The sequence below is a fragment of the Bacillus sp. FSL K6-3176 genome, from assembly GCF_038003325.1.
In the GTDB taxonomy this organism is placed as follows: Bacteria; Bacillota; Bacilli; order Bacillales; family Bacillaceae; genus Bacillus; species Bacillus altitudinis.
Window position 1 is genome coordinate 1,765,374 of sequence record NZ_JBBOOX010000001.1, and the last position, 23,901, is coordinate 1,789,274.

Here is a 23,901-nt window from a genome sequence, read left to right on the forward strand (position 1 = left end):
AGGGTTTTTGTAATATTTGTTTTCATCAGAATTTCTCATTTCACCTATTTAAACCGATAAACCGTCACTTCACAATCGCCAAGAACCTCTTCCATCATCTCTCGAACAATCGTCCAATCGCCGCCTGCCAAGCCGCAGCCGATCCCATAAGGAATGGCGATAGAATGAAGGGGATGCTCTTCATTTAGATTTGTCACTGTCTGTTTTAGATGTTCAAAGCAGCTGCGTAATGCGTCGTCATCTGTTTGTTTTGTTTTTCTTCCGTATCCAACTTGGGCGAATAAGTTGGCAATGGTTTTTCCGTCGCTCGTTGTGATGAGCTGAACGGAGCTTAATAAATCATCTCCTTGTTCTGCACATAACCGTTTATAGTCTTTATACACATTTGGATATTTGCTTTTGATCTGCTTTGCTAACCCTGCTCCCATGACACCCTTACAATTCACTTGGTGACAGATGATGTCTTCTTCTGCGTCTAAGATATTGCCTTCTACCGTTTTGATCATTTCAAGTCATCCCTTTTCAATAAAATGCAAACTTATGTTCTATTATATCAGTTTTGATGACATTATGTTTAAAAAAATGGATACGTTCATACGATCAAATTGGCAAAAACAGTCCATGACATCTAAAATAGTGAAAGATAAAGAAAAAGTAGTAAGGAGAGTCTTATGGATAAAATAGAAACAAATCGGTTAATTCTTAGACCATTTCGTGATGAAGATGCACCCGGAATGCTTGCATACTTGTCTCAACCAAGAGTGAATTGTTTTCTGGATGATCAAATCTCTACATTAGAAGAAGCGGTAGCTAAGGTGCAAAAAAGAAAAGCAGATCACTCTTATATGGCGGTTTGTTTAAAAGAAAGTCAGTTGATTATCGGTGAACTGTTTTATCTAAAAGATGAGCCGGATACGTATTCGATTGGCTGGAATTTTCATGCGTCATATGAAGGAAAGGGATATGCCCGTGAAAGTGCTGAAGCGCTCTTGTCATATCTATTTGTCAATAAAGGAGCAAGACGCTTATATGCATATGTAGAGGATGACAATGATCGATCTCAAACATTATGTGAGCGTTTAGGCATGAGGAAGGAAGGCCTCTTTCTTGAGTTTGTTTCATTTACTACAAATGAGGATGGCACCCCTAAATATGAAAACACCTATCAATATGCTTTGCTGAAAAAAGAATGGGAGCAGTATCATTCTAAATAGTGCTTTGTTTCTTGGTATCCGAATGACAACGAAGTGACAAAAATGTGAGATGATCCCTTTATTTTGTTCGCTCGATCGATGTCACGGTCTTCTTTTTTCATTTATCCTTTTCCTAAACGAAGCAAAAGGAATGAAATGAGATGCAGGAGTTTAATGAACGGGTATTTCGGTCGATTAATCAACTTAGTATGAATCACGATGTCTTAAATCCAGTTCTTATTGGATTGGCTGAATATTCAGTGATGTTCATTGCGATCATATTTTTGATCATGTGGTTTCAAAATCGGAGCAGAAGAAACAGATGGATGATGATATCTGCTGGGTTGACCTTTATCTTGGCAGAGATGTTAGGGAAAGTCGCTGGGCTCTTTTATTCCAATCAGCAGCCCTTTGCAGAATTGAATCATGTTAATCTTTTAATCGAAAAGGAAGTGAACAACTCTTTTCCGAGTGATCACACCATTTTTATTTTTTCCATTTGTATAGTCTTATGGCTTTTTCACAAGCGTCGTATTTATTGGCTTTTCATTGCCTGCGCTGTAGGATTTTCAAGGATTTGGGTAGGTGTTCATTATCCATTTGATGTGCTGGCAGGTGCTGTGATCGCTTGTTTAACGGCGGTAACGGTTGTTTATTTGCCGCTATTCCAAAAGGGCGTTAGCCTGCTTCTGTCGTGCTTTGAATGGGTGGAGCAGAAATGGGCAGGAGAGAGAACCAAATAAAATGTAAGTCCACGAAAAAACACCCCAATCTGTTATGAAATCAGATCGGGGTGTTTATTATTTTCGCCAAAATGTGGAACAATCTGCTTTGTCTTCAATGTTAAATTCAATGATTTTTTTAAGTAGAGGATAGTCAATCGGTAAGCTTTCCTTCATCCGAAACATCTTTTTTCCATGGTCATAACCAGCTTGTACAATATCTGCTGAAAAGTGATCAATCCCTTTTCCTTCTGGTGCGACAGAAATGTGGTGTTTTGCGACGCTAAATCCGATAATAAATGTGCCATGATCTGTGAACATGGGCTGATTCCAAGCAATTCTGGGCTCTAATTGAGGGAATGTGTCTGAAATCCATTGTAAGATGTCTTGCATGCGCTGTTTCAGCTCTGGATGACCGATGTTGCTTACATATTCTTCAAAAACCTGCATTGTTTTCATCCTCCATATTCATCAAGCCTCAGACGGGATTCGAACCCGCACTCCTTTCGTAAGCATAGGCTAGGGGGCAACACGCTTCCCTACGGAATTTCACCGACAGGAGTTTCACCTGTCTCAGCTCATTTGCTTTTCGGTGCTTCTGAAACCCTTGCCTTGCGACCCGCCAGCTACAATTGTTTTACGGCGCTCTTCCCTTCTAGAGCTACTGAGGCACGGAAGTTCTTGTTCATATTATATAGAGAAACTTGAAAAATGAAAAGCTATGCTCATCATCTAATCCAATCGCGCACAAAATAGTCAAAGGCACATATGATAAAAGACCATATAGTTATGTATACAGCATGGAATTGGGCTGATTGTAAGTGACAAACCTGTTGATGAGTAAACTAAAAGAGATAAACAATCAAACAAAATTAGAAGGCTTTACTCACAAACGTTCGATGAGTTCTCCCTTTTTGCTCACCATGGAAGATGGGGAACCTTTTTACTCATGGGTGTTTTTTGAAAGAAGTGTGTTTAAGACTTGCTATTTTTCTTTGAGCTCTATCAATGAAAAGCAAAATTGTGTGCTGTTGGAACTTCTTGTACCGTGCTGCAATAGATCAACATGCTGTCAAAAAGTTTTGTATCGATCTAGTTCGAAAATTCTTGTCGATCTTTCTTTTTTATGTGGAATGATTGAAGTAGAGCTTCCTGTATATGATGCGCTTATTTTAAAAAACATAGAATCTCACCACATCTTTCTTTGTTTTTCCACATCGTCCAGTTCGGTGGAAGTATGGCGGAATGGAACAAAATTTCTCAATACGGCAACTGTTGTGTTGCATCATCAAGATCATCAGGATGTACCAGTCGCAATTAGGATTCAAACTGGTACATTTTGTTATGATCTTCTTGTCCAAAAAGGAGAAAGTCGTGCGATTACTGTGAAAGATGTGAAATTTATCTTGAAATCTCCATCAACTGAAAGTGTGCAAGCACGATTAGACATGCAAATCAACATGGTGCAAAGAAGAAAAATAAAGCTTTGAAGCTGTGATAATCGCACAATCATCCAATATCAATGGATCATAGTCTATCAAGATTAGGTTGAAGGAGGGTTAAAATGGCTATTTTAGGCGGATGTAGTAATGAACAAGCGGGCTTTGTAAATGATGCAGTATGCTTCACACTTGATTTAGCAGCAGCAGCTGATGCAGTTGTCGTCTGGACAGATGGAACACCTTATGTCATAAACGGAACCATCATGGTGGAAAACAATGGGATTGTGGCTGTGGCACCTACCGTGGCTTTAGAGGTAAACGGTACAGCTGTTCCTGATTTCACGGTACCGCCAGGAGAGAGTCGATCCATTACGCTCAGTGATCTGAACTCAATTGGGATTTTAGCTACTGGTGGAACCTCGACTGGAAGTATTGTCGTTTCGTTTTCTCTCAATTATCAGTATTAGTGTGTATGTCTTGATGATTCCACAGTTTGAAAGTAGTGAGAGACATGTGCGCCCAACTTAATATGTGTGGAGGAATAACTGGTCCAACCGGGGCCACGGGTTCAACGGGAGTAACTGGCCCAACGGGAGCCACGGGTTCATCCGGAGTAACTGGTCCAACCGGTGCAACGGGCTCAACGGGAGTAACTGGCCCAACGGGAGCCACGGGTTCAACCGGAGTCACGGGTTCAACAGGAGTAACTGGTCCAACGGGAGCCACGGGTTCAACCGGAGTAACCGGTCCAACCGGTCCAACCGGTGCAACGGGCCCAACGGGAGCCACGGGTTCATCCGGAGTAACTGGTCCAACGGGGGTAACCGGCTCAACCGGAGCCACGGGTTCAACGGGAGTAACTGGCCCAACGGGAGCCACGGGTCCAACGGGAGTAACCGGCCCAACGGGAGCCACGGGTTCAACAGGAATAACTGGTCCAACGGGAGCCACGGGTTCAACCGGAGTCACGGGTCCAACGGGAGTAACCGGCCCAACGGGAGCCACGGGTTCAACCGGAGCCACGGGTTCAACGGGAGTAACTGGTCCAACGGGAGCCACGGGTTCAACCGGAGTCACGGGTCCAACGGGAGTAACTGGTCCAACGGGAGCCACGGGTTCAACCGGAGTCACTGGTCCAACGGGAGCCACGGGTTCAACGGGAGTAACTGGCCCAACGGGAGCCACGGGTTCAACCGGAGTCACTGGTCCAACGGGAGCCACGGGTTCAACCGGAGTCACTGGTCCAACGGGAGCCACGGGTTCAACAGGAATAACTGGTCCAACGGGAGCCACGGGCTCAACGGGAGTAACTGGCCCAACGGGAGCCACGGGTTCAACAGGAATAACCGGTCCAACGGGAGCCACGGGCTCAACGGGATCGACGGGTTTAACGGGAGCCACGGGCTCAACGGGATCGACGGGTCCAACGGGAGTAACTGGCCCAACGGGAGTAACTGGCCCAACGGGAGTAACTGGCCCAACGGGAGCCACGGGTTCAACAGGAATAACCGGCCCGACTGGAGCCACGGGTTCAACCGGTGCAACGGGCACAACTGGTGCCACAGGTCCAACAGGAGTAACTGGTCCAACCGGAGCCACAGGTGACACAGGTCCAACCGGTACTAGTTTAACAACTAACTCGATGTACGCATCCAATACGTCGGGAAGTACGGTGCTGGTTGTTTTGGGCGGAACGGCAGTGACGCTGCCTAATAACCAAAGTTTAGATGGATTTACCGTAAGTGGTGGTAATACGGTGTTTACTGTACCTGTTTCAGGACGATATTTCATCACGTATCAAGTAAATACAAACGCTGCACTTCTGGCAGGAACAAGAGTAATTAACAACGGAACCCCCATAGCAGGGTCTATTTTAACACCTGCTTTATCTACATCTACCTACAATGTATCTCTCATTACAACACTTGCAGCAGGGAATCAAATTTCTCTTCAAATATTCGGTTTAGTCGCAACCGTAGTATTACTTGGCGGGGGATCTGTTGGAGCGGCATTAACCATTATCAGATTGGAATAAATCCAAAAAGCCCAATAAGGGCTTTTTTTCAATTCAACCGTGTCCTTTAATAGAAAAAAGACGGATTTTTTAGTGTATGCATCATTGACTAGGAGAAAGAAACGCAATAACAAAGGAATCGGTTATTGAAGATTCAAGTGATTCATATTAAAATGATGTCAAATGGACGAATTAGCAATTGCTAATAGAAGTTCCATATTTAGTGAAATCATGTGGTGTAGCTGAAGGTGATTGGGGGTGTAGAATGAGCAAAGTTCCTGTGGCGGAATTGGCATCACTATTAAATGACTGGAACATGGAAATCAAAAAAGATCATGCAGATGAGGCAGAACGGCTATTTGCTAAAGCGAAACAAGCAGTAGAGGAAATTGATGATGCTGACATCCTCATGTATTATTCTCTTCTTGAGAAAAGGCATCATATTCTGATGTACAATTTAAGAGGGCAAAAAGGCAATGTTTCAACGAAAAGTAAAGAAGGCCATTATGGGAAAAAAGATGATGATTTGTCTAATCGCCTTGCTTACTATTTTGATTTTTATGAGGGTGTGTATGAACAGCATCAGGGGAATTATGAGGTTGCATTACAGATGTATCAAAGTGCGGAAAAGCTCTTAGATAAAATTCCAAGTGAAATCGAACGCGCTGATTTCGATTTTAAGGTCGCGTGGCTTTACTATCGCCTGAGTCATATCATGCTTTCATTAAGTTATATTCGCAGGGCTCTACACGTCTATAAACGTCACAAGCACTATGAAAGAAGAACTGCACTTTCATATTCTCTTATTGCAGCCAACCTTACAGAGATTGGCAGGTACGAAGAAGCGCTTGAGAATTATCGTTTGGCGGAAGAGGTGTTGACGAGCGAACAGGATGATTTTATGCTGGCTCAGCACCATCATAATGTCGCCATTTTATATTCATTTTGGAATAAACCGAAAGAATCTATACGACATCTTGAAAAAGCATTGTCTCATCAAGAGTATTATGATTCAGATTTCTTTTTCCATTCTACGTATCTGATCAGCCGGGAACTCTGTGTGATTGGTGAAAAGCAGCGTGCAAGTCAGTATATAGATGCTGCATATGCCCGAATGAAAGAAGCTTCTCATGAAGTGTTTCAGCTCAAAATAGGCATCGTACATGATCTTTACTTAACGAATGTGCCACAAAGATTTCAGCAAATTAATGAGAAATTAAGAAAGTTAGAAGAAAAGAATGAATATCATGAAGTGAAAGAGCTTTCTCACTTTGCTGCAAAGTATTGTGAAAAGCAAGCACTTTATGAGCAGTCTGTTTTTTACTTGAATAAAAGTTTAGAAGCGGATTTACATATGAAAAGAATGGGGTTGATATAAGATGAAAACAGGATTAAAAGTATTATTCGTTGTGGGTTTAGCGGTCGCTGCGGCTGTTTTAACTGAAAATGTAGCGGGTTCTTTCGAAGTAGCAGAAAAAATCATTGGTGGTTAATCACCCAATCATTTCTCGCCCTTGTTGATGATGATCAGCAAGGGTTTTTTATATGTGTGAAAATAGGCTCTTCTTATTAAACGCTGCAAGAACGTTTAATAAGAAGAATTCGCAACAAAGGGGGTGTGCAAATTTGTTACCTGCTCCATTATTCTAAATAAATATAGGGCAGAGCAACAAGTTAAAAAGGTCACCTTTCTTTGCTTAATTTAATTTTTTGCAGGACTTTTCATTCAAATTTCATCAAATTGGTCTATAGTACATAGAAATTGTTACAAAAGTGGGAACACCGCTCCATTTGTCACGCATATGATGAGATGAAGTGTAAGTTGAAGGCAGGTGATTGTATGGATCCTCGGGTATATGGAGGCTTTCATGGCGGCGGTTTTAGCGGAGGTGCAGTGGGCCCTCATATTGGCTTTGGCGGGTATTATGTGAGCCCTGGCGTATTCTCGGGCTTAGGAGGTTACCCTGGATATGGAGGGTTCGGGACGTTTTCTGGATATTCTCCATATGGCTCCACATTCATTATGGGGCGTCCTCCTGGTTTTTATGTAAGAAGTTATTAATGTTTTATCACAGTGGTTGAAATAGCCATCTAAGATTGGCTATTTCAATTGGTGAAAGTGCTTAAATGTAGCTGTGATCACGATAACCCCTAGGATGCAAATAGGCAGCCAAATGATGATAAACGGATCGTACGCATCTGTGTATGCTGCTAAAGCAGCTCCTAGGCAGTAAAAGACAATAGAACCGATTCGCAGCAAGCTCACATGTTGAATAGGGGCTTTTCTTTTTTCCCGATTTGATAAGCGCTGCGCCAAATCTTCAAATAAGTTAGCAAGTGTACTCGTTAAAACTGTTGTAGAAATGCCAGCGACATTTAATTTGCGTGCGGCCGCCGTTTGCATGCCCATCGCCATACTTAAAAGGATAATCAGCATAAAATAAGCACCTTGCGTATAAGGAAAAATGGTCATAAGAGCAAATAGAAGCAAGATGATGACTTCTATGATAAAGATGCGTGTAACGGCTTTTGGCCAAAATGTTTTTTCTTGTTTTCCACCTATGACAACAGCTAGTAAAACACCTAGAACAAATCCGCTAAGTGCCGTGATGGAATGAAGAGCGGTTAACTGCAATGAACTGCCTGCTGCAATGCCAAGCAGTACAATATTTCCCGTCATATTTGCTGTAAACACATGCCCAAGGCTTAAATAGCCAATAACATCCACTATTCCTGCGGTAAGACATAAGAACATCAGTGCAATGTTTCGTATTGAGTGTGCGGTCAAAATAGTCATCCCTTTCTTCCTCTCTAATGAATAAGTGTAACGCTTAATGACCGCGTGTGTCCATTTTATGAGCTGGTAATATGTCCTGCAGCTGATATAAAACTTGTCGAAAAGAATCATCATTCACATGGTGCCTCATTTGACGGAATGGATCGCCTTTTTCCTTTAGACGTTTCATAACAGCCGGCATCGTAAATAAAGAAGGATGACATTCTTCGCTATTTAATTCTTCCCATTCAATCGGTGTTGCAACAAGTCCAAGCTCGTTTCCTCTCGGGGAATACGGGGCGATGATTGTTTTTCCAGCATCATGTTGAAGGTAGTCTAAATATAAACGGTTGCCGCGGTTTTTCTTTAGACGCTCTAGCGTAAACAGCTCGGGTGCTTGTTCGCATAAAAATTGGCAGATGAACGCAGTGAATTGTCTAGTTTGTTCATATGTGAAGGCATTTTTCTTCAATGGGATATAAACTTGCAGCCCTTTCCCACCACTTGTTTTAATAAATGCGGTGAGAAAGAGTCCATCTAAAATGGCCTTGATTCGTTTGGCTGCTTCTATTGCTAGGTGAAACTCTTTAACAGAAGGCGGATCTAAATCAAATACAATTTCTACAGGCCGATCTGTATCTCTCGTTTCAAAAGGAATATGAAATTCCATCGCCAGCTGGTTACCAAGCCAAAGCAACGTGTCAGGATCATTACAGATTGTGTAAGAAATATCGTGCGCTTGATCTGTCTCAACAAAATCAGGCGCATAATCGGGCGTTGCCTTTTGATAAAAAGATTCTCCACCAGTGCCATGAGGAAAGCGTATTAACGTAAGACGTCTTTCACGTAAAAAGGGTAATAAATAGGGAGCGGCTTGCCTCAAATAAAGTAAGTAATCTGCCTTTGTGATATGAAGGGCAGGTACAACCGGTTTCTCTGGGTGGGTGACGTCAATCATAGCTGGGAGCGGATAAAGCTGTTTGAGCATGTGTTGAAAGGTACACGTTGCTGGATCTGCATCGAATAAAAACGAAAAGAACCGGGGCTCACGTAAGGCTGATCCATCAAAAGAAATACAGGCGATCTTTGCGACAATGGATGGTGGGATTTCATAATGTGATGCTCCAGTCATTTGACCTTTGGTTAGAAATAAGGTGCGCAGGGTTTGTTCTTCTTCTTTAGAAAAACCATGCTTAAATTGGACAACCTCTAAGAGATTCGTTTCTTGATAAAGACATCCTTGAAAATAGCCATTGTCTTTATCAAAACGAGTCACGATGACAGATACAAACCGCCAATTTTTGATTTTGAGCCATTCTTTCGAGCGGGTATGCTCCTGCCATTTACTCATTTTCTTTTTAGCAACTAATCCTTCCGCTAAATAGGTCAGCATGATTTTTTTCATGTCATCAGGGCTGCTATCGGTTTGGATGATTTGAAGAAGAGAGGGGTGATTCAGCTGAACGGAGGGAGGAAGATTTGCTGCTTGGAACACCTCATGCAGCTCAGCTTTTCTTACAATCAGCGGTAAATCAACGAGGGATTTCCCTTTGCATCTCAATAGATCAAATGCAATCAAATGGCATGGAAACCGCTTAGCCTGGCGTTGAATGGTTTCTGTGTTTTTCAGGCGGCCTCTTTGCTGAACTTTAGTAAAGTCGCTTTCTTGTTCACTCAGTAAAAAGACCAATTCTCCATCTAGGGTCAGCGGTAAAAAAGGTGCAAGCTGCTTTGTTAGTTGCTGGCACTGATCAATGACTTCAGGAAATTGTTCATTTAATCGCTTTCCGGCTCTGCTCTCTAAATGGATGGCGTCTTTTTCCCATATAAGAATGGCCCTAAAGCCGTCATATTTTAATTCATACAGCCAGTCTGCTCCAACAGGAATATCATGTGCAGACGTTAAACGCATCGGTTTCATTGTGTTTTCACTTCCTTACATCATGTGTTCTTATGGTGGGATGAAATTTTCATAAACATACATAACTCTGATGAAAACATTACATAGTAAGAAGAAAAGAACGGAGGCGTTACGATGCATACAGTATGGAAGGGCGGCATTAGCTTCGGACTGGTCAATATTCCAGTCAAGCTGTTTACCGCTACAGAAAACAAAGATATTAAATTAAGACAGCTTCATAAAGAATGCCATACGCCGATTAACTACAAAAAGGTTTGTGCTAACTGCGGCGAGGAGGTAGCGCCAGAGCAAATTGTAAAAGCGTACGAGTATGCCAAAAATAAATTCATTGAATTGGATGAGGAAGAACTCGAAAGGCTGAGAAAAGAAAATGAAGAAAAAGCCGTCGAAATCATTGATTTTGTGAAGATAGAAGAAATCGACCCCATCTATTATGAAAGAAGTTATTTCCTATCTCCAGATACCGGCGGAGCAAAGGCTTATTCATTATTAAGAAAAGCGTTGAAAGAATCAGGGAAAATCGGTGTAGCCAAGATCATGATTCGCTCAAAGGAGCAATTAGCGATTGTTAGGTGCTACGAACATATTTTACTAATGGAAACCATTCATTTCCCTGACGAAATTAGACAAGTATCAGACGTCCCGAATATCCCGCAAGAGGAAAACATCGTGAAGAAAGAGTTAGACACAGCACTCCTTTTAATTGAGCAGCTGACCACCACATTCGATCCAGCCGCATATCGGGATGAATACAGAGAGCAGCTGATGAATGTCATTGGAGACAAAATCTCTGGAGAACATACCGTTCAACCAGCAACGACAGGTAAAAAAGAGGCTTCATCCAATGTCACTGATTTGATGGCCGCTTTGCAGGCTTCTATCGATCGATCAAAACCAGAAAAAACGAAAAAAGCAGCACCTAAGAAAAGAAAAGCACCCGCTAAAAAAGAAAAGAATGCATAAAGAAAAGACCGCTCGCCAAAGGGCGGTCTTATTTTGGCTTCACCACATCCTGAATCGTCCCATCTGTTCGGTGGATGACAACTGATGTTCCTTTTTTAGATGAAATCTCTTTCGCGCGGTCGATGGCTTCCTGTTTCGTTTCTTTTACCTCACTTGCACGCTTCGCTTTTTCAGTTTGAACCGCCCAGCCTTCATCATGTTTCACGACATGCTGCGCATGATCCATGAGCTCAGGTCGTGCAGAGCTGCTTTTCTTAGAAGGAGTCACAGAACCATGAGAGTGAAAGTCCTCCATTTCTTTTTCTGTCGCATTCTTTTTCCACTCTTTTGCTTGATTGATCGCAATTGGAATCGCTCTACCTTCTTCATAGCCTTCCTGCACCATTTTGTTGGCAATCTCAAGTGCTTTTTTTCGAATGACTTTGTCTAGTGATTGGAATGAAGCTGGATAATCTTCCATTGTCCAAGGCATATTGAACACTCCTTTCTTTTATTTGAACACCTTCCCCCATATGCAATGGATCAAACATTTAACCATCTCAATCCAATGGCTTGGTTGAAATACATCGTTTTGCTGAGGAAGAATGATTTCAATTCCTGCACAATAGAAGATAGTAAAGGAGTGAATGAAATGATGATGAAAGGCTTGTATGAAGCACATTTACCTGTGAGTGATTTGAAGGCATCCATTTCTTTTTTTGAAAAATTGGAATTAACCCTTGCTCATGAAAATGAACGAGTGGCCTTTTTATGGATTGAGAAAGGAAAGAGCTGGCTTGGCCTTTGGAAGGTTGATATGTCCACTGTTCCATATCATCCAGCGACGCGACATGTCGCCTTCCAAATAGAAACATCCAGCATTGAGCAAATCAAAGAATGGCTGATAGAAAAAGGGATCAGCATTCATCCGATGTTTGGTTTTTCGGAAGAGCAGCAGCCTTTAGTTCTTGATAATCCGCCACAATTTCATGCCGCGATTTACTTTCTTGACCCAGATGGCAATTTGCTTGAATGCATAGCACCGCTTGAAATTGATGCAGGAGAACATCATGAGATGATGACATTTGAAGATTGGGAAAGAAAGAAACATCCGTTTATTGATTGACAAATGCATTCATTGTAACTATATTGATTACAACGGTGGTGAAGGAATGTGAAACAAATTAGCAGCAGGTATACCATTGCTGTTCATATCTTGTCATTTATTGCGGGTGTTTCAAAAGAGTGCACAGGGGATTTTATTGCAGAAAGTGTCAATTCAAATCCAGTCATTATCAGAAAAATGATGGCTATGCTCAAAAAGGCGGATCTCATTGAGATTCGCCGAGGAGTTGGCGGTGCTTCCTTAAAAAGGCCGGCAGAGGACATCACTCTACTAGATGTGTACCGGGCTGTGGATGTAAGCGCAGATGAAGAGTTATTTAGCTTTCATCAACCAGTCATTGCATGTCCAATTGGTCAAGCCATGGATACGAGACTGCGGCAAGAACTTAAAGAAGCACAGTCCGCACTTGAGCATCATCTTAAACAAGTGACAATTAAGCAATTATTAATCGAGGCAGAGTAGAAAAAGCTCATACATAGAGCTTTTTTTACCCCTTCGTTGTAACCATTTCGATTATAACGAATGATCTGATGCAAGAAACCAGCTGCTTCATACATGAAACATCACCGTTGAACGAAAAATGAGGAGGTCAAATCAATGACATTATTAGTGACAGGTGCAACAGGACAACTTGGATCGCTCGTCGTCAAACATTTGCTCGCAAAAGTACCAGCTGAACAATTGGCGGTCAGTGTTCGAGATCCGCAAAAAGCAGTCCATCTAAAGGAAGCTGGGGTGGATGTGCGCAAGGGAGACTTCACACAGCCGGATACACTTCAATCAGCGTTTCAAGGGATTGATCGCCTTTTGATCATTTCGTCTGGGGATGGAGATCGCGTGAAGCAGCATATCAATGCCATCCAAGCAGCGAAAGCAGCGAATGTGTCATTTATTGCTTATACAAGTGTTGTCAATGCAAGAGAAAGTCAGCTTAACCTAGCACATGACCATGCAAAAACAGAAGAAGCAATTTTGACCTCTGGCATACCTCATGTTTTTCTAAGAAACAATTGGTATGTGGAAAATGAAAAAGATACGATTCTGGCATCAGTGAACGGAGCGCCGTTTATCAGCCCAATTGGTGAAGGTAAAGTCGGCTGGGCAACAAGAAATGACTATGCAGAAGCAGCAGCAAATGCGTTAACACTGCCGGCACATGATCAGGAAATCTATGAATTGTCAGGACCGCTTCGCACACACACTGAACTTGCACAAATGGTCAGCAAAGTGAGCGGGAAAGAAATCAAAGTAGAGCACATGGATGTAGATACATTTGGAGAATTTTTAGCGTCAAATGGTGTACCGAAAGAAGCTGTTCCATTTGTCAAAGCGATGCAAAGCGGAATTCGCGATGGGGCATTAGCAGTCGAAAGCCATGATTTCGAAAAACTATTAGGCCGCTCTTTAACACCTATTGAAGATAGAATACGAGAAATGATGTCAAACTAAACATGTAAAAACGCCCTGTAAAAGGGCGTTTTTTCTATCCTTGTTGATCCGTTATTTTGAAAATATAGGTGTAATGTCCATTTTGTCGTACATATTCTTGTATGTAGATGTTAGAATTTTATGAGATGATTCCAACAAATGAATGACGCTTACTTTATTATGAAATACATTATTCAAGATATTCATTTTGTTTTAATCCTATTAAATAGCAGGATGTGATGACATGTTACGCAAAGCCTTTCTCTCTTATTTGACTGCCAGTATGATCACAATCATCGTCATTATGATTGAACTCGGTTTTCGTTCAGCCGTTGTTTCACCATTTGTTTTACTTGATTCGAACAAAGAAAGCAACCCAAAAGTATTCGTCGCTCATTCGCTATATCAGGGTGACGTTTTATTAACCTATCAAGACGGTTCTTTCAATGGCCCTTCAGAAGCATCCCTTCAATTAAGTGGAAAGAACATAAATCTCACACAGATCCCATCTGCGAATGGAATCAGTATGATTGAAACAGACAAAATAATGAATGATAAGGCATTGGTTTTTCTAAGAAAAGGTTTTGTACCTATCCATGATGATACGATCATGATGGAACAGGTAACGCAAAATCCCTTCTTTTCTACATACAATCTAACGAATCTAACAGAAACAACTAAGATCAACACAAACTTTAAGCATAGCATTACATTTGTTACATTCATGACTTTAATGGGAATTCTTTTGCCCGCTTTGTTATTTTTCCTTTTTAACCTTCACGAATCGATGAAAAACCTATTCACATTATTCATTCCCTTTGTTCTAGCCATTTTTCTTCCCTTGGGATTAAATTATTATTTCTTAATGGGATACGTGCTATCTGTTACAGGATCTTATGTGTTGAGTATGATTCTCTCTATACTTGTGCCTAGTTTCCTGTCAGTCTTATTGACAGCTTATTCATTTGAGTATGTGACAAAAGATTCTTCTGATGTAGTAGGAGAAAATGAAGACACTTTAGGGAATTCATTCTTCCTGAACGTTAGGGAGCAAGCCGTTTTATTTGGTGCTATCACATTATCCTTGATATATTTCGGCTCTTATTTAGTCATGCCTTTGGCGTTTCAAGCGAAGGTTATGGATCATCTTTTTCTATTTTGTGCTTGGTATTTCGCCCTAGTCATCTTATTTATTATGGGTTACTCATTCATTCAAAAAATGATAAATAAGTATGAAATCTTACGGACGGACGAATTCATAAATATTTGCAAAGATATTGAGCATAAAACGAACCAAAAGGTAAATATATGGGTGAAAAAAGACTCACAACATGATGTGAATGCCTGGATATATTCATTTCAACTTCCATTTAGAAGAAAAGTCAATCTATATGTGACGGAAGGGTTATTAGATAAGTTTGATAGAGAGGAAATTCGTGCGATCTTATTCCACGAAATGGGACATGTAAAATTAAAACATGCGCATTTCACCATTTACCTCACTGTGATTGTCACCTTACTTATGGGAATCAGTATGTACTATGCCAGACAGGTGATGCTTGCCAATGGTTGGTGGCAATATATTTTGTTGTTCCCAGCAGGGTTATTGATCATGATATTTATGACGGAGTGGTTGCCAAAGAAAATGAGTCGCTTATTTGAGATTCAGGCGGATCGCTTTGCTGTTCACCATCTTGAGAATCAAACTCTATATCTCAATACTTTGATAAAATTAAGTCATTTGATTGAAGAAGATGGAGATGACGGAAGAAAATCTGAATGGCGTGAAAGTCATCCTTCTTTTGAAAAACGAATTCATCACATAAAGAAAATCATGAAGTGAAGGCGGTTTGTGTGAAAGACGACACTTCCTTCGGTAGTATGAAGAAATAAAAACATGAATGTTCTCAAACGCCCTGTAAAAAGGGCGTTTTTTCATGTATCACACAAGCATGATGTCCAAATTTTAGACAAATCCGTTCGTTGAAATTTCAGAAATTTGGGATTAAAATGAAATGAAGGTCCATTATTCAGTCATCAGATGACCGGACATAAATCAAGGTGCAGCAAAAGAAAGGAAGTTCGCCGATGAGAGTCAGTTTATTTGTCACCTGTTTAATTGACACTATGCAGCCACATGTAGGAAAGGCGACTGTTGAGGTGTTAGAGCGGCTTGGTGTTGAAGTGGAATTCCCTGAAGCACAAGTGTGCTGCGGGCAGCCCGCCTTTAACAGCGGCTATACAAAAGAAACAATCAAAGCGGCCAAAAATATGATGAAAGCCTTTGAATCAGCTGAATATGTCGTCACACCATCAGGTTCTTGTAAGGCCATGTTTTTAGAATATCCGCACCTTTTTAAAGAAGACCGAGCGTGGTTCGCCCGTGCTCAGGCACTTGCTGAGAAAACATATGAATTAACGGAATTTATTGTTGATATATTACATGTAACAGATGTAGGTGCGAGTTTGAAAGGAAAAGCCACCTATCATACCTCCTGCCATATGACGAGACTGCTTAGAATTAAGGAAGCGCCTCTCACACTGTTGTCAAATGTCAAAGATTTGGTGATGGAACCATTGCCTCGCGCTGAAAATTGCTGCGGATTTGGAGGAGCTTTTTCAATCAAAATGACACCCATTTCTGAGCAGATGGTCGATGAAAAAGTACAAAGCATAGAGGAGACAGGCGCTGAATATATCATTGGTGCTGATTGTGGATGTCTGCTCAATATCGGAGGAAGACTGAATCGTCTTCATAAGCCAGTCAAAGTGATGCATATCGCAGAAGTGTTGAATAGCCGCTGAAGCTAAGAGGGGGAACGGCACATGAGTATGAAAATTGGAGAGAAGGCTTTTAAAGAGCGGATCGGCGAAGGATTAGAAGACGCTGTGATGAGAGGAGCTGTTTCTTCGGCACAGGAGCGTCTGTATAAAAGGCGGATGACTGCAAGTGAAGAGCTTGGAAACTGGGAAAGGTGGCGTGAACTTGGAGAGGACATCAGGCAGCATACACTGGCCCATCTTGATGACTATTTATATCAATTAAGTGAGAGCGTGAGTAGACGTGGAGGTCATGTGTTTTTTGCAAAAACAAAGGAAGAGGCATCAGCGTACATTCAAGATGTAGCACAAAAAAAAGCAGCAAAAAAGATCGTGAAATCAAAATCAATGGTCACAGAAGAAATTGAAATGAATCAAGCGCTAGAAGAGATTGGCTGCGAGGTAGTTGAAAGCGATCTTGGAGAATATATTCTTCAAGTTGATGACCATGAACCACCTTCACATATCGTGGCACCAGCCCTTCATATGACGAAAGAACAAATACGGGAAGTTTTTCACGAAAAGCTTGGATATGATATGTCAGAGACTCCTGAAGAAATGACCAAATTTGTAAGAGCTTTGTTACGAGAAAAATTTCTTGAAGCAGATATTGGTGTGACGGGCTGTAACTTTGCTGTGGCTGACACAGGATCGATTTGTCTTGTGACGAATGAAGGGAATGCGGATCTTGTCACGTCCATTCCAAAGACACATATCGCAGTCATGGGGATGGAGCGGCTTGTACCAACGATGGAGGAGCTCGATGTCCTTGTCGGTCTATTGTGCAGAAGCGCAGTCGGTCAAAAGTTAACAAGCTATATCTCTGTCGTGGGACCAAAAGGAGAAGGAGAGGTCGATGGACCAGAAGAGTTTCATTTGGTCATTGTGGATAACGGACGGTCAAATATATTAGGGACGGAATTTCAGCCAGTTTTGCAATGTATTCGGTGTGCAGCCTGTATCAATGTGTGCCCCGTTTATCGGCATGTTGGCGGTCATTCGTACGGATCAATTTACCCGGGTCCGATTGGTGCTGTTCTTTCGCCGCTACTTGGAGGATATGACGACTACCAAGAGCTTCCTTTCGCCTCAAGTTTGTGCGCAGCCTGTACAGATGCTTGTCCAGTGAAAATTCCACTTCACGAATTATTAATCAAACATCGACAAGTCATCGTTGAAAAAGAGGGGAGAGCGCCTAAAGCGGAAATGATGGCAATGAAAATGTTCGGAATGGGCGCATCCACTCCTAGAATGTATCGATTTGGAACAAAAGCAGCCCCTGTGCTCTTGAAACGTATGGCTTCAAACGGACAGATTTCAAAAGGTGCGGGTCCTTTAAAGAATTGGACAGAAATTCGTGACCTCCCAGCGCCAAGCAAAGAAAGGTTTCGGGATTGGTTTAAAAAGAAACAAAAGGAGGAGCGACAATGAAAGGAACCATTTCTCATCGGGATCCATTTTTAGCACATATCCAGCAACAATTAGGCAAAAGCTCCTCCAAGCCTGCATCTATTCGGCGTCCGGTTTGGAAGCATCGAGTCAATTGGGAAACAAATGAAGGTCTGTCGAAAGAAGAATTGGTAGAGCAATTGAAGGTGCAATGTCAGCAAATTCATACGAAAGTGGTAGAAACAACGCCAAAAGAAGCACCCTCAACGTTACGATTATTGATGAAAGAGTATGGAGAAGGTCCTGTGATGACTTCGAGCGATAGACGTTTTGCACAATATGAATGTCATCCTATGTTTCAAGCCTTGCGGAAAGAAGGAATCTCAGTCACTAGCTGGAATGCAGATACATCAAGAGAAGAAAATATAAGGCGGGCAGAACAAGCGAAATATGCAGTGGTATTCAGCGATTACACACTTGCAGAATCCGGAACCGTTGTTCTTTCCTCCCATCAAGGTCAAGGGAGAGCACTTCATTTTTTACCGATGATGTATATCGTATGTATTGAAAAAAGCACAATTGTCCCGCGGATGATTCATGCTGTTTCAGCTCTTCATCGCCTAGTAGAAGAAGGAGAGCAGACGAAAGGCGCCATTCATTTTATATCAGGTCCAAGTAATTCTGCCGATATTGAAATGAATTTAGTCGTTGGTGTTCATGGGCCGGTGCGGGCTGTGTATGTATTAATAGATGATGAATGAGGGCTTTCGTGAAGAAAGCTTCAGCGTGTAGGCAAACCCTCGCATTCGGTGTCAGTCCTGCGCTTCGGTGCTCACGAATGTTAAATTCGCTCCGCGCCGATGCTCATCCTTCCTAGGACTGCAAAGGTTTTCTATCACGCTGAAAAGAAGACAAAGGGCTAAAATCAAGTTCATTTTAGCCCTTTGTCAACAATCTGGGGCTTTCGTGAAGAAAGCTTTTTTTATGTAAACATTCTTAAAATTCATCTTGCCTCTAGGCGAATGGTCATAGTAAGATGACGTCATACAAGATGAGAAGCTCATCTACTGCTGATGTAAAGGAAGCTGCTAATGGAAATGAAGACAAATGCTCCAAAGAAGTCGATTGCGGTGCCGCTTGTGATCTCCATCATTGCGATTTCGTTTTCGGCCATTATTGTGAAGTGGTCAAGTGCGCCTGCTGCTATTTTAAGTATGTATCGAATGATATTTGCGGCGGTTTTGATGCTTCCGTTTATTCTGCCGCGTCAAAAAGAGTTTGTCTCGTTAAAGCGGAGAGACTGGTTTTTCTTATGTATGTCAGGTTTCTTTTTAGGGCTCCATTTTGTTTTGTGGTTCGGCTCATTGAAGCTCACCACAGTGGCGAGCTCTACAATCATCATTGCACTTCAGCCGATGGTGTCATTATTAGGCGGATTTCTCATTTTTCGTGAACAAACAACGAAGTCAGCCATTTTCACAATGTGTGCGGCGATTGTTGGTGCGCTCATGATCGGATGGGGGGATATCGGACATAGCCAAGACGCCATTATAGGAGACATTTTATCCTTTTTCAGTGTAATCGCTGTTGTTTGTTATTTATTAATCGGTCAACAAGCTGTGAGAAAGATATCTCATTGGATTTATAGTTTTTGTGTATTTGGTTTTGCCGGCCTTTTTTTAATTTTATTTAACCTTATACAGCAAACGCCTTTTGTAGGCTATTCGGGTAAAGAATGGGGGATTTTTTTACTGCTCGCCATTATCCCTACCATGTCCCATGTCATTAACAACTGGCTGTTAACCTATGTGAATGCGACAACTATTTCAATGAGTATTCTAGGAGAACCTGTTGGGGCAACGATACTCGCTGTTTTACTGCTTGGAGAGAAAGTCACGCTGCTGCAAATGTTCGGTGGTCTTCTTGTCCTTTTAGGTGTCTTTTTCTTTTTGATGCAGCAGCGACAAGGGATCGTGATGAAAACAAAAAAATCCGGTTAACTCCCGGATTTTTTTACTCTTTTAAATGATTTTTTTCAATTACTTTGTTTAATCTAGCCTCGACTTTCTTCAATTCCACTTGTTTTCTTCTTATCATTCGAATCGCGATGACAACGATGGTCACGATCAATGCAATGAATAGAAGAGAAAATACTTGAAATACGATATCCCCAATGTTGAATGCAGTATTCGCTTCATTAGGCATGTGTAACCCTCCTTATATCTATATATTACCATAATCAATAAAAGATTGAGATTTATCCATAATTTATCTATAATAGGTAAAATATCACTCATTAAAGGAGAACCATTATGAGAACTTTAGTCCTTTTACGAGGTCTCCCAGGTGCAGGTAAATCAACTTGGATCAAAGAACAAGGCTTAGAACCATATACATTATCAGCGGATCAGATCCGTCTGTTAACCCAGCCTCCGCAGTTATCAGTCAATGGGAAACCGGAAATTTCAAGCAAACATGATCATAAAGTCTGGTCTTTATTATTTGAACTCCTCACAGCCCGAATGGAACGAGGAGACTTTACTGTCATTGATGCAACACATGTCACAAGTAAGTCCATTTCGCAGTATAAATCATTAGCTACTTCATACCGCTATAGAGTGTATGTCGTCGATTTTACGCAAGTGCCTCTTGAAACAGCCCTGCTGCAAAATCGCGGTCGAGAGCCGCACAAAGTAGTGAAGGAATCTGTGTTATATCAAATGAATGAACGGTTAAAGACAGAGAAGGTGCCTTCATGGGTAACCGTTTTGACGCCTGAGGAATATCCAGTCATTATGACGTATCAGCCCAGGTCTTTTGATCAGTATGAAGCCATTCACGTCTTCGGTGATATTCACGGCTGTTACACAGCTCTAAATACTTATTTGCAAGGAGACTTGAAAGAAAACGAGCTTTATATCTTTGCAGGTGATTTGCTTGATAGAGGAATAGAAAACAAGGAAGTTTTAGAATGGATGCTGGCACATAGAGAATGCCGCAATGTGATCGTCATTGAAGGAAATCATGATCAGCATCTTTACAAATATGCACATGAAGAAAAAGTGAGAAGTAATATGTTTAACCGTCATACTGCGCCTGAAATTGCGGAAGCAGGTTTTGACCTAAAAGAATTAAGGAAGTTTGTCAGAACATTTCATCAGCTCACCTATTTTACGTATCATGGTCAGACATTTCTTGTCACCCATGGTGGGCTTGCCCATTTGCCAGAAGAGCTTCTGCATGTCTCAACGCAGCAGCTTATTCACGGAGTAGGTGAATATTCAGATGACATTGACCACTTATTTGTGCAAAATACTTCTGGATTAGATATCATTCAAATTCACGGTCATCGCAATTTATATAGACTGCCTATTCAAGCGGCAGAAAGATCTTATAATCTCGAAGGTCAGGTTGAATTTGGCGGACAGCTACGTGTGTTAAAAATCACAGCAAGCGGGATTGAGACACATGAAATTGACAATCCTGTCTATAGAGCTTCTGAAAACAAGCAACCGGTCTTTGTTCAGCCCAATGTGACGCTGGATGATTTTTTAGCCCATTTAGATCAGCATGAATATGTACAGGAATTAAAGCTGCCACACGATATTTCATCTTTTAATTTCACCAAAAAAGCATTTAGTGAAAGACAATGGGATGAAATAAATGTCAAAGCAAGAGGGTTGTTTATCAATATGACTTCAAAGCAGATTGTGTCTAGAAGTTATAATAAGTTCTTTAATATTGATGAACGTCCTGAAACAAGAATGCAGCATTTAGTGAATCATCTTCAATTTCCTGTGACGGTCTATGATAAAGCAAATGGATACTTAGGCACGGTTGGGTTTAACGACATAAAAGATGAACTGGTGTTTACGTCCAAATCGTATACGTCACATGTGAAGCAAAATCAGCATGCTGCTTGGGTCGAAGAGCTATTTTATGCGACCTTTGACGATGTGCAGGTCGATTACATCAAATCATACGTACGCGACAACCATGTATCCCTTGTATTTGAAGTCATTTTGCCAGAGAAAGACCCGCATATTATCACATATGATCATGATCAACTCATTTTACTTGATATCGTGAAGCGTCAGCTGAGCTATGAAAAAGAACCATTTGCTGAAGTGAAAAGGCTCAGTGAACAGCTTGGCATGCGGTGCAAACAGCAAGTGGCAGTGTTTCATGATTGGACCTCTTTCTACAAATGGTATCAATCTGTATCACATGATGACACAATCAAAGAAGAAGGTTATGTCATTGAGGATAACAGCGGCTTTATGACCAAGTTAAAGCTTCCTTATTATCAATTTTGGAAGCAAATGCGATCCATTAAACAGCGGGTTGCAGATAAGCGCTCCACCCAAAAATATATGCAGGCTTTGCAAACAGCAGAGCAAGCAAGATTTTATACATGGCTACTCGAGCAAGATCCAGTAAACGTGAGAAACAGCTCAATCATTGAGCTGCGTTCACAATTTGAGCAAACGGAAGCGGGCCATTTGAATAATGACGGAATAAATGCATAGTCTAACAAAGAGTCTTTTCTAGAGAAAAGGCTTTTTTTCATGAAATCGAAAGGTGGAAGCTGAAATGCCAGATCACATTGAAGTCATTCTTCGAACCATATTTGCTTTTGCTATTTTATTCGGCGGTGCCCGTCTTCTTGGAAAGCAAACCATTGCACAAATGAATATTTTTGATTTCATTGCGGCGATCAGTCTAGGTTCAATTGCGGCGAACTTGGCGTTTAATACTACGCTTCCGCTTCATCACACAACCATTTCTTTTGTGACACTTGTGATCATTATTTATGTGATTTCTTTACTTGCTTTAAGAAGCCGGAAGGTGAGAGGTTTTATGGCCGGTAAACCAACGCTTGTGATTCAAAATGGCAAAATCCTTGAAGAGAATATGAAAGGAATGAGGTATACACTTGATTATTTAAATCAACAGCTCAGAGAAAAGAATGTGTTTGACATTAGTGAAGTTGAATTTGCAATGATTGAAACAGATGGGCATATGTCAGTGAAAAAATACCCTTCATTTGATTATGTCACGCGAAAAGATCTTAACCTGTGGATGCAGGCAGAGCGTTACATGCCCATTGAAGTCATTATGGACGGAAAGCTCATTTTGAAAAACCTTCATGAAAACCAATTAACGGAGCAGTGGATCTATGAAGAAATTCAAAAAAGGCAGCTGTCTTTAAAAGACATTGTTTATGCGGTTCGTTCAAGTAATGGCAGTTTATATATTGATACATATGACGATCACATCCATTCTCCAATTGACCAAGAATGAACATATAGTTCAGACGACACCCGCGCGTCACAGAACTGCCAATATTTATAAGTCGTTTGGATGTCATCTATCTAGGTATCATTTCTCAATTATTATTATTTTCAGAAAATGTAGTGACGGAGAAAAATAAGTATGTTTAAGTATAAATAGAAGAATTTAAAATATTAATATAATATACATCAAGCGGAATGAACATTCATTCCTGATAAAACGAAAGGAGAGGATGAAATGCCCGCAGCAACTACTGATAAACAGGAGCAGATTATGAAGGCTTCTCTGGACTTATTTATTGAACGGGGTTTTGACGGTACAACGATGCCGATGATTTCGAAAAGAGCCAATGTTGGAGCAGGAACCATTTATCGTTATTTTGATAGTAAAGAGGCTCTTGTGAACATTTTATACCAGCGAAGCCTGACTGCATTTATCGACAAGGTGAATACAAACAGTCCAGACCCTAAAGCAAGCATTAGGGCTTATTTCAAACATGTCTTTTATTGCTTAGTGCTCTTTACAAAAGAGAATCCAAGTGGTCTGTACTTCTTAGAAATTGACAAACGCTCACACTATTTAGATGAGAAAAGTAAAGAGAAGATGCAGCAGCTATTAAATGAGCTATTTCATATTTTTGAAGAAGGCAAAAAGGATGGAATTCATCCAAATCTTTCAGGGAGAACAATTTTATCCATTGTATTTGGAGCGTTCGTTCAGCTTCATAAACAGATTCTAGCAGAGGAAATTGAACCAACGATTGAATTTTTAGAAGATATTGAGCAATGCTTATGGCGTGCCATTAGCGTTGCATCATAAAGAAATAAAGGGAG

Annotated in this window: 25 protein-coding genes; 19 read left to right on the forward strand and 6 right to left on the reverse strand. The window is 41.2% G+C overall.

The genetic code is table 11. The annotated features are described in order from the left end of the window. Window positions 1–44 precede the first annotated feature (44 nt). Window positions 45–506: a macro domain-containing protein gene (locus MHB38_RS09080; RefSeq protein ID WP_017367303.1), complete on the reverse strand. Its 462-nt coding sequence runs from the start codon at window positions 504–506 to the stop codon at window positions 45–47. A gap of 165 nt (window positions 507–671) precedes the next feature. Here MHB38_RS09080 and MHB38_RS09085 point away from each other — a divergent pair, with 165 nt between their 5' ends. After that, a complete protein-coding gene (locus MHB38_RS09085) occupies window positions 672–1,214 on the forward strand; it encodes a GNAT family N-acetyltransferase (protein ID WP_052320859.1) in 543 nt (180 codons plus the stop codon). 140 nt (window positions 1,215–1,354) lie between these two features. Further along, window positions 1,355–1,936 carry an undecaprenyl-diphosphatase gene (locus MHB38_RS09090; protein ID WP_008343955.1) on the forward strand — a complete coding sequence of 194 codons (582 nt, stop codon included), beginning with the start codon at window positions 1,355–1,357 and terminating at the stop codon, window positions 1,934–1,936. 57 nt (window positions 1,937–1,993) lie between these two features. On the opposite strand, the gene MHB38_RS09095 is transcribed toward MHB38_RS09090, so the two are convergent. Next, a complete protein-coding gene (locus MHB38_RS09095; protein WP_008343954.1) occupies window positions 1,994–2,365 on the reverse strand; it encodes an iron chaperone in 372 nt (123 codons plus the stop codon). Between the two features lie 386 nt (window positions 2,366–2,751). On the opposite strand from MHB38_RS09095, the gene MHB38_RS09100 reads away from it, so the two are divergent. The 5 genes from MHB38_RS09100 to MHB38_RS09120 all read left to right on the forward strand — a co-directional run bounded on the left by MHB38_RS09100 (window position 2,752) and on the right by MHB38_RS09120 (window position 7,433). After that, on the forward strand, window positions 2,752–3,405 hold the full coding sequence (locus MHB38_RS09100) for a CotZ-related putative spore coat protein (protein WP_017367305.1): 654 nt from the start codon (window positions 2,752–2,754) through the stop codon (window positions 3,403–3,405). A gap of 74 nt (window positions 3,406–3,479) precedes the next feature. After that, window positions 3,480–3,824 carry a DUF3992 domain-containing protein gene (locus MHB38_RS09105; protein WP_008343952.1) on the forward strand — a complete coding sequence of 115 codons (345 nt, stop codon included), beginning with the start codon at window positions 3,480–3,482 and terminating at the stop codon, window positions 3,822–3,824. A gap of 44 nt (window positions 3,825–3,868) precedes the next feature. Then, window positions 3,869–5,392: a BclA C-terminal domain-containing protein gene (locus tag MHB38_RS09110; protein WP_445661574.1), complete on the forward strand. Its 1,524-nt coding sequence runs from the start codon at window positions 3,869–3,871 to the stop codon at window positions 5,390–5,392. A gap of 244 nt (window positions 5,393–5,636) precedes the next feature. Further along, window positions 5,637–6,749: a response regulator aspartate phosphatase gene (locus MHB38_RS09115; protein ID WP_035391960.1), complete on the forward strand. Its 1,113-nt coding sequence runs from the start codon at window positions 5,637–5,639 to the stop codon at window positions 6,747–6,749. A gap of 462 nt (window positions 6,750–7,211) precedes the next feature. Beyond that, window positions 7,212–7,433: a hypothetical protein gene (locus MHB38_RS09120; protein ID WP_008343948.1), complete on the forward strand. Its 222-nt coding sequence runs from the start codon at window positions 7,212–7,214 to the stop codon at window positions 7,431–7,433. A 39-nt stretch (window positions 7,434–7,472) separates the two neighbouring features. Here the strand turns inward: MHB38_RS09120 and MHB38_RS09125 are convergent, their stop codons facing one another. Together MHB38_RS09125 and MHB38_RS09130 are read right to left on the reverse strand one after the other, a co-directional pair. Beyond that, window positions 7,473–8,168: a YoaK family protein gene (locus tag MHB38_RS09125; RefSeq protein WP_008343947.1), complete on the reverse strand. Its 696-nt coding sequence runs from the start codon at window positions 8,166–8,168 to the stop codon at window positions 7,473–7,475. 34 nt (window positions 8,169–8,202) lie between these two features. Then, window positions 8,203–10,068 carry a DNA ligase D gene (locus MHB38_RS09130; protein WP_052321075.1) on the reverse strand — a complete coding sequence of 622 codons (1,866 nt, stop codon included), beginning with the start codon at window positions 10,066–10,068 and terminating at the stop codon, window positions 8,203–8,205. A 114-nt stretch (window positions 10,069–10,182) separates the two neighbouring features. Between MHB38_RS09130 and ku the strand changes: the two genes are divergently transcribed. Beyond that, window positions 10,183–11,031, forward strand: a complete 849-nt coding sequence (ku, locus tag MHB38_RS09135; protein ID WP_052321076.1) for a non-homologous end joining protein Ku — start codon at window positions 10,183–10,185, stop codon at window positions 11,029–11,031. 28 nt (window positions 11,032–11,059) lie between these two features. Here the strand turns inward: ku and MHB38_RS09140 are convergent, their stop codons facing one another. Then, window positions 11,060–11,503 (reverse strand): DUF2188 domain-containing protein, encoded by a 444-nt coding sequence (locus MHB38_RS09140; RefSeq protein ID WP_052321077.1) that lies wholly within the window; start codon window positions 11,501–11,503, stop codon window positions 11,060–11,062. Between the two features lie 159 nt (window positions 11,504–11,662). Here MHB38_RS09140 and MHB38_RS09145 point away from each other — a divergent pair, with 159 nt between their 5' ends. The 8 genes from MHB38_RS09145 to MHB38_RS09180 all read left to right on the forward strand — a co-directional run bounded on the left by MHB38_RS09145 (window position 11,663) and on the right by MHB38_RS09180 (window position 19,773). Then, entirely contained in the window at window positions 11,663–12,136 is a 474-nt protein-coding gene (locus MHB38_RS09145) for a VOC family protein (protein ID WP_052321078.1), read from the forward strand. A 48-nt stretch (window positions 12,137–12,184) separates the two neighbouring features. Next, window positions 12,185–12,598 carry an Rrf2 family transcriptional regulator gene (locus tag MHB38_RS09150; protein ID WP_017367312.1) on the forward strand — a complete coding sequence of 138 codons (414 nt, stop codon included), beginning with the start codon at window positions 12,185–12,187 and terminating at the stop codon, window positions 12,596–12,598. 135 nt (window positions 12,599–12,733) lie between these two features. Continuing rightward, window positions 12,734–13,585, forward strand: a complete 852-nt coding sequence (locus tag MHB38_RS09155; protein WP_135227053.1) for an SDR family oxidoreductase — start codon at window positions 12,734–12,736, stop codon at window positions 13,583–13,585. A gap of 283 nt (window positions 13,586–13,868) precedes the next feature. Then, entirely contained in the window at window positions 13,869–15,407 is a 1,539-nt protein-coding gene (locus MHB38_RS09160) for a M48 family metallopeptidase (protein ID WP_223255620.1), read from the forward strand. Between the two features lie 245 nt (window positions 15,408–15,652). Next, window positions 15,653–16,369 carry a (Fe-S)-binding protein gene (locus MHB38_RS09165; protein WP_019743842.1) on the forward strand — a complete coding sequence of 239 codons (717 nt, stop codon included), beginning with the start codon at window positions 15,653–15,655 and terminating at the stop codon, window positions 16,367–16,369. Window positions 16,370–16,390: 21 nt separating this feature from the next. Beyond that, window positions 16,391–17,815 carry a LutB/LldF family L-lactate oxidation iron-sulfur protein gene (locus MHB38_RS09170; protein ID WP_008343938.1) on the forward strand — a complete coding sequence of 475 codons (1,425 nt, stop codon included), beginning with the start codon at window positions 16,391–16,393 and terminating at the stop codon, window positions 17,813–17,815. After that, entirely contained in the window at window positions 17,812–18,534 is a 723-nt protein-coding gene (locus MHB38_RS09175) for a LutC/YkgG family protein (protein WP_008343937.1), read from the forward strand. Before MHB38_RS09170 ends, MHB38_RS09175 begins: the two co-directional genes overlap by 4 nt. 330 nt (window positions 18,535–18,864) lie before the next feature. Continuing rightward, a complete protein-coding gene (locus MHB38_RS09180) occupies window positions 18,865–19,773 on the forward strand; it encodes a DMT family transporter (protein ID WP_035391948.1) in 909 nt (302 codons plus the stop codon). Window positions 19,774–19,786: 13 nt separating this feature from the next. Here the strand turns inward: MHB38_RS09180 and MHB38_RS09185 are convergent, their stop codons facing one another. Continuing rightward, entirely contained in the window at window positions 19,787–19,978 is a 192-nt protein-coding gene (locus tag MHB38_RS09185) for a hypothetical protein (protein ID WP_035391946.1), read from the reverse strand. A gap of 107 nt (window positions 19,979–20,085) precedes the next feature. On the opposite strand from MHB38_RS09185, the gene MHB38_RS09190 reads away from it, so the two are divergent. From MHB38_RS09190 to MHB38_RS09200, 3 genes are all read left to right on the forward strand, one after another. Further along, window positions 20,086–22,302, forward strand: coding sequence for an RNA ligase (locus tag MHB38_RS09190; RefSeq protein WP_202734428.1), 2,217 nt, complete (start codon window positions 20,086–20,088; stop codon window positions 22,300–22,302). A 64-nt stretch (window positions 22,303–22,366) separates the two neighbouring features. Then, window positions 22,367–23,077 carry a DUF421 domain-containing protein gene (locus tag MHB38_RS09195; protein WP_017359590.1) on the forward strand — a complete coding sequence of 237 codons (711 nt, stop codon included), beginning with the start codon at window positions 22,367–22,369 and terminating at the stop codon, window positions 23,075–23,077. Between the two features lie 228 nt (window positions 23,078–23,305). Then, entirely contained in the window at window positions 23,306–23,887 is a 582-nt protein-coding gene (locus MHB38_RS09200) for a TetR/AcrR family transcriptional regulator (protein ID WP_017359589.1), read from the forward strand. Window positions 23,888–23,901: the final 14 nt, after the last annotated feature.